Genomic DNA, 4,009 nt, shown 5'->3' on the forward strand with positions numbered 1-4,009 from the left:
TCACTTGGTTGTCCGCAGTGCGTGAATGCATTAGTTAGAGCGATTGACTGTGAGCTTGGATGACGATGCAACATTTCGATCTGGATGCTTTGGCAACATTCGTGGAAATCGTAGCGACCGGCAGCTTTACCGAGGCGGGCCAACGTGTCGGCAAGACCCAGGCGGCGGTGTCTGCATCGATTTCCAGGCTGGAGAAGCGCCTGGGACAGCGATTGCTGAACCGCACAGCGCGCACCGTGTCTCTTACGCCCTTAGGCAAGGTCTTGTATGAGAGGTCACGCACGCTGTTGGCTTTGGAGCAGGAAACCATAGAAGCGCTCGGTGGTCTCGGCACCAGAAAGCACGTCCGTCTCGGAATGCCCGACGACTATATCGGGTTGTTCGGTGTCTCCGTCATGGAACATTTCTCGACCCGCCACCGCGATATTGCAGTCGAAGTCGTCTGCGAGTTTTCCCACGACCTTGAACCGCTCGTGGCGCGGGGTGATATTGATCTGGCGATTGTTACGCGTGGACAAGGAGGGAAACAGGGCGAGCTCCTGAAACGCGAAAAGCTGATCTGGTGTGCTTCCGTCCATGCTCGTCCTGAACAGGAAACGGAGTTGCCGCTCGCGTTGTTTCCCGAAAACTGCCGCGCCCGACCCCATATTCTTAAGGCGCTTGACGATTGCGGTCGAGCTTGGAAGATCGTGTGGGCATCTTCGCACATGCAGTCGGTGCAGTCTGCTGTCATGATGGGGTTCGGAGTGACCGCCCTTCCTCAATCGGCGCTGACTTTCGAGCATCGCGCGCTTGGCGAGGTGGAAGGATTGCCGCCTTTGCCGGACTTAGAGCTTGCGCTCATCGCGGCGCCCGATATCAGTCTCGCTGGACGAAAGCTCGCCGCCTTTCTCAGGTCGGAATTCCATCAGGCCCAGTCGGAAGAAAATCTGCTGCTTGCCTGAAAGCTTGCGCCATCTCGTCGCAGATGGCATCGTCGTGGGAGAAGCTCAGATAGAAGCGACCGAAGGCCTGCGGCATCGCCATGATGCCTGCCCTGCGAAGGGCCAAATGAAGTGCTACTGACAGTCCTGGATTCGCGATCAATGTCGCGTCCTCGTAGGTATTCGGCTGAGTGGCCGAATACCAGGGCGTAAAGACCATTCCGTAGCCGGTTGTCGTAATCGTTGCCCCGCGATCAGCAAGGGCAGCGACCAGCGAATTGCGCACGAGATTGCCGCGCCTTGCAAGCCCGTCGTAGTCGCATACTCGAAGGCGCGAGAGTGTTGCCGTCACCGCGGCCGTGGCGACGGGGTTGCCGCAATAGGTTCCGGCGCGTACCGCCCGGCCGTCGTCAGCGGCTTCCATGATTTCGGGCCGACCGAGAACCGCCGCAACGGCAAATCCGTTGCCAATCGCCTTGCCCACCGTGGCGATATCGGGATCGAGATCCAGCCCGTGGCTTGCCAGACCGAACCGGCTGCGAAACCCCATTAGGACTTCGTCCGCGATCAGCAACGCGCCATGAGCGCGCGCAAGAGATTCAAGGGCCGTCAGATACGAAATGTCGGCTGCGATGCTACCAGCATTGGCCAATAGGGGCTCGAAAATGACGGCGGCGATTTCGGTGTTCTCGGAAAACAGCCTCTCGAGATCAGCCACGTCGTTGTAGCGCGTCAGTGTCATGTCTTGCCGAATGGGGCGACACTCGCCATTCCCGAGGAACGCCTCCCTCGATCCAGCATTGCCGAAAGCAACTTGATCAAACCATCCGTCGAAGCCCGCAGCAATCTTCGCAACGATGCGCCGGCCTGTCACGGTGCGGGCTATACGGCACGCAAGATGGACCGCCTCGCTGCCGGAATTGGTGAAGATCACCTTCTGCAGCGGACCGCAGGGGGCGCTCAGCGCTTCAGCCGCCGTTTCTTCGCCGGCGTGAGCGAAGGCAGGCATCGAGCCTTTTTCGACCGCCTCGACGACGGCTGCATTGACCACCGGATCGGCATGTCCGAGAAGGACAGCGCCGAACCCGAGCGCCATATCAATCATCCGCATGCCTTCGTCCGTCCAGAGATATGGCCCTTTTGCCCTGTCGATGTGCAGTGCTCTGCCGTTGAGTTGCGGCAGGGCGCGCCCGGCGCTGGAAATACTTCCGACAAGATGTTTCATCGTCAAGTTTCCAATTCTTAGTTCCACAGTATAAAGATGCCGGCCATTCGCTCGGGCCTGTACCAAGACCTGACGCCCGATCCAGAATTTCGATCCAGAATAGCACGAGCCAGAGCGATAATCAGCATTCCGGCATCGCGAGATGAAGCGGATCATTCGCTTTATTAGCAGAGCGTCTGGCAGCCTGCGAAGGAGGTGCCACAATGATTACGAGAGTACTGGAAATCTGCATTATTTCCTCCCAATACTCGCGGATGAGCATGGCTCGTGCCACTATCGGTGCACTCGAAACAACCAGCCGAAGGATGCAAATATGTTGTTCTTACATTAGCCGACGTTATGCGATCGAGTGGAGCGTATTCGATCTTAGAGGGCGAGCCGCGACCACAGCAATTTCCACAAGGGTGCCGGGCGATAATATTGCGCCGACACAGACCCGTTGCGGCCAGTGATTCGGATTGTCGCCGACCCAGGCTTCCCACTCGACGTCGAAGATCTTCTGATCGTCAAGACTGGACAGAAGGACATAAGCGAATAGCAAATAGCGCCTGTCTGTCTTAAAATCAGAGAGTACGCGATCGATCTTGTCAAAACTGGTGGCTATTTGTTTTTTCAAATCGATTTCCTTGCGTTCTGACGTTGCCGTAACCCACACGAGATGACCGTATGCGGAGCCGGAACTCCTTCCTGCAGAAGTTCCAGGCACTCTTTCCATTCGAACAGTATCCTCCATTTCGTCATGGTCCGCCAGAATAGCAACATGAAATACTCTCTCTCTGAGCCAGAGACATTTGAACTTGTGCACTCCCGCCAGCTGCCAGTCTATTTAAAGCGATGCCTGCGAACGCCCAGCTAGGCAGCTTCCCGGTGGTATTATGTGGCATCACGAGACGGCGTGTTGGAGTGAGGCCCAGATTGTTCCTGTTTACCTTCCGTCGGAAGTGGTGTGATTGACCAACGGATTAAGTCGACGGCACGCTGAAGTATCGCCGCCGTCGGGGCAAGGCTGGACGAAACGGCGATGACGTGTCCGATCTCGTCTCGAGAATCGCCTTTCATGACGATCAACGTCTCGGGTTTAACAAATAATTTGACTTCGGCGATACCTGGTACAGCAGCCGCCTGACTGTCGCCATCTATCCAATCGAGGGTGCCATCACGATCCGGGACTAGTATCCGCGCGGCCGCAGCATGCGAACGCCGTCTGTGCAAATCGCATTGCTCTCCTACGACAAGCTTGGTGTGTTCGGCGATTAGGTCGATACCGCAAGCCATTTGGATCATTTGGGGATCTGGGGGGCCAGAAAGACGAGGATTGACTTCAATGACGACCGGCCCATGCTTGGTCCATCGGAACTCAATGCCCGTTGGCCCCCAGCCAAGGCCCAGAGCTCGCAAACACCTCAGCGAAAGATCGGCGACGTCTGCATGCTCATCGTCGGTGAGAAGGGCCGGGAAGGTGAACCCGCGAAATACGAAATGCGGTGGGTGGCCGAACTCAGCAGCTACAATCCCAATGACCTCATTTCCCATTATGTGAGCGCTATAATGGGGGCCTTGTGCAAACTCTTCGACCAAGATCCTTGGCGAAGACCGCCATATATGCTTTCCGGCCAACAGATAGGTCGTATGTTCAGCCAACTCATTGACGCTTCGACACAATCGGACACCGGTGCTGCCAATGCCTCCTACGGCAGGCTTAAGAACCACCGGAAGGCCGATCTCCGCGGCAGAGCTTTCAACCTCAGTAGCATTCGTTGCCAAGCGATAAGCCGGTATTGGAACGCCGGCCTCTGCGAGGAGCTGGCGTTGAACGAACTTGTCGCAGCATCGTTCAATCGATACGGGGTTCGGTCCCGGT

The 4,009-nt window shown here is 56.8% G+C and carries 4 protein-coding genes; 1 reads left to right on the forward strand and 3 read right to left on the reverse strand.

What is annotated here, in order from left to right; all coding sequences use genetic code 11:
* Nucleotides 1-65: 65 nt before the first annotated feature.
* The gene (locus EN780_RS28860) at nucleotides 66-944 is read left to right on the forward strand and encodes a LysR family transcriptional regulator (protein WP_189556816.1); all 879 of its coding nucleotides are present in this window, start codon (nucleotides 66-68) and stop codon (nucleotides 942-944) included.
* Here the strand turns inward: EN780_RS28860 and EN780_RS28865 are convergent.
* From EN780_RS28865 to EN780_RS28875, 3 genes are all read right to left on the reverse strand, one after another.
* Nucleotides 892-2,148 (reverse strand): aminotransferase class III-fold pyridoxal phosphate-dependent enzyme, encoded by a 1,257-nt coding sequence (locus tag EN780_RS28865; protein ID WP_128275990.1) that lies wholly within the window; start codon nucleotides 2,146-2,148, stop codon nucleotides 892-894. The two genes, EN780_RS28860 and EN780_RS28865, sit on opposite strands and share 53 nt — an antisense overlap.
* Before the next feature lie 337 nt (nucleotides 2,149-2,485).
* Nucleotides 2,486-2,863, reverse strand: coding sequence for a Rid family hydrolase (locus EN780_RS28870; protein ID WP_245500171.1), 378 nt, complete (start codon nucleotides 2,861-2,863; stop codon nucleotides 2,486-2,488).
* 158 nt (nucleotides 2,864-3,021) lie between these two features.
* On the reverse strand, nucleotides 3,022-4,009 hold a 988-nt coding region (locus tag EN780_RS28875; RefSeq protein WP_128275992.1), incomplete at its 5' end, for an ATP-grasp domain-containing protein.

The sequence above is a fragment of the Mesorhizobium sp. M4B.F.Ca.ET.089.01.1.1 genome (assembly GCF_004022605.1).
GTDB lineage: Bacteria > Pseudomonadota > Alphaproteobacteria > Rhizobiales > Rhizobiaceae > Mesorhizobium > Mesorhizobium abyssinicae.

Coding starts and splice junctions, on each gene's coding strand:
- EN780_RS28860 (WP_189556816.1), top strand. CDS start 66: ATGCAACATTTCGATCTGGATGCTTTGGCAACATTCGTGGAAATCGTA.
- EN780_RS28865 (WP_128275990.1), bottom strand. CDS start 2,148: ATGAAACATCTTGTCGGAAGTATTTCCAGCGCCGGGCGCGCCCTGCCG.
- EN780_RS28870 (WP_245500171.1), bottom strand. CDS start 2,863: ATGGAAAGAGTGCCTGGAACTTCTGCAGGAAGGAGTTCCGGCTCCGCA.